At 47.3% G+C, this 1849-nt stretch carries 1 protein-coding gene; it reads left to right on the top strand.

The window, feature by feature from the left end:
• The first annotated feature begins 862 nt into the window (after positions 1 to 862).
• Complete coding sequence (locus tag P5683_RS11740) at positions 863 to 1636, top strand: RNA polymerase sigma factor (protein WP_006670500.1); 774 nt, start codon at positions 863 to 865, stop codon at positions 1634 to 1636.
• Positions 1637 to 1849: the final 213 nt, after the last annotated feature.

Genomic DNA, 1849 nt, shown 5'->3' with positions numbered 1-1849 from the left:
TGGAAACATATACCCGCTGTTGGGTTCCGTTGCACTCCACCCAACCTACCCAGAGCGATCGCACCTACCTGGGGGAATCCAAAATTCACTGTAACACTTGCGCTAATAACCGACTCATAAGTTGCGTCCTAAGCGATCGCTAAAACCCCGTTTCTTTGAATGCCAAAAAAGCGATCGCTCCCCCAGGCTTGTTACCATGGGGCCGGGCATTTTGGTATTGTTACGGAGTCAATCCCCTCCCAGGAGATTTAGGTGGAATTTTGGCCGGCTAGTTAAACAAGTTTCATAAATCGGATATAAACTTTTTGGGAAAGTAGGTTATGATACTTTTAGAGCCAGAACAATAAGGGTAGAATTATCGTCCCAGCCAGTTCAAGATATATGCTCTAAGATTGCAATTTTTTCCAATCATTATCATCATTAACCACATTACCAAGTAGTTAATCTGCGGCTAATGTGAGGCGGTGTTCTGTTGGCAAAATATATTCAAGAGGGTGCGGGTTTTGAGCGATCGTGACACATCACGGATCGCGAGACGAATTACATATATATAGGTATCTTCAATGACATATCAACCCTTGAGTTGCCTTTTGCCCATAAGGCAGGTCCAATGTGCTGAGTGCGAACCTGATTGGGCGTAAGTGCCAGCAGATATGCTTTTGGAACAGCTTTTAGCACTGCTGGTGGAAGTCCTTGTAGAATAAATATCCTGTGGAAGTGATTCCTGAAATGAATTAGTTGATTATGTGTAAGCACACCGAACCCTTATGGCTCATTCATGGATTTATTTAGGATGGCTAAATAAGGGTGTATATCTAACTGCTTTTCTTTTGACTCAACCCTAATAGAGAACTCTCAGAAAATGGATCTATCTAATAGTAGTTATCAGCTAACTGTCGAGTTTTGGCAACAATGGCTAGAGCATGAAGACTATCTCTGGCGTTGTTGTCTCAGACAAATGGGCAACCCCATTGAAGCCGAAGATGCCCTCAGTGAAGCCCTTTTGAAAGCCCAAAAACAACTGCAAAAACGGACGGAACGGATTAGGAATTGGAGGCAGTGGTTAGTTAAAGTAACCTGGAATCATTGTACAGATATCCTCAGACAGCGCGATCGCCAACATTTGAAAGTTGAGAATGTCGATCCGATCGCCTTAGCTGATGAATGGGTAAGTCCCGAACCCACGCCGGAACAGATTTGTATCGGCTGGGAACTGGAAGAATTTTTAGATCGCGCCATGGAGGCATTACCGCCGAAGAAGCGGGAAACCTTGATTCTCTACATGAAACAACAGCAGTCTTACCCAGAAGTTGCTGGGCGACTTCTCGTGTCCCCGGTCAACGTCCGTAAGCGCATTTCCGACGCCAGGCGGGTTTTGCGCCATCGCCTGGAAAGCTACGACCGCGACAGCCACGGTCTGCTGAAGCCATCTAAGAAGAAGGTCACAGGGCAATCGGTCCAGTTGACACCGGAAACAGTCGCCCCCCCTGAATCCAAAAAAAAGCGGACCAAAGCAACTCCCCTCCCGACCCAGAAACCCCAAACAAAAGTTAAAAAAGTTAAAGCGGTTTCCCGTCGGGCAAAATCCCAGGCTGGTGTTGCGGAACCCACCCAAAGAGCAAAAGTCAGGGTTTGACCCAATCGCCTCGATAGCATATCTGGAAGGCGATCGCACCTACCTGGGGGAACCCAACACCTCGTGGGTCAACATATACCCCTTTCCTCAGCCAAGAAACCCCGTTTTCCCAAAAATCGGGTTTCTCAGAACCCCCTTGGGGGAACCCAACACGCTGTGGGAAACATATACCCGTTGTTGGGTTCCGTTGCACTCCACCCAACCTACTACTGG

Origin of the sequence: Limnospira sp. PMC 1279.21 (assembly GCF_032349615.1) — a bacterium.
Lineage (GTDB): Bacteria > Cyanobacteriota > Cyanobacteriia > Cyanobacteriales > Microcoleaceae > Limnospira > Limnospira fusiformis.
The sequence above is the reverse complement of the archived record's forward strand: the minus strand, read 5'-3'. Positions and strand labels throughout refer to the sequence as shown.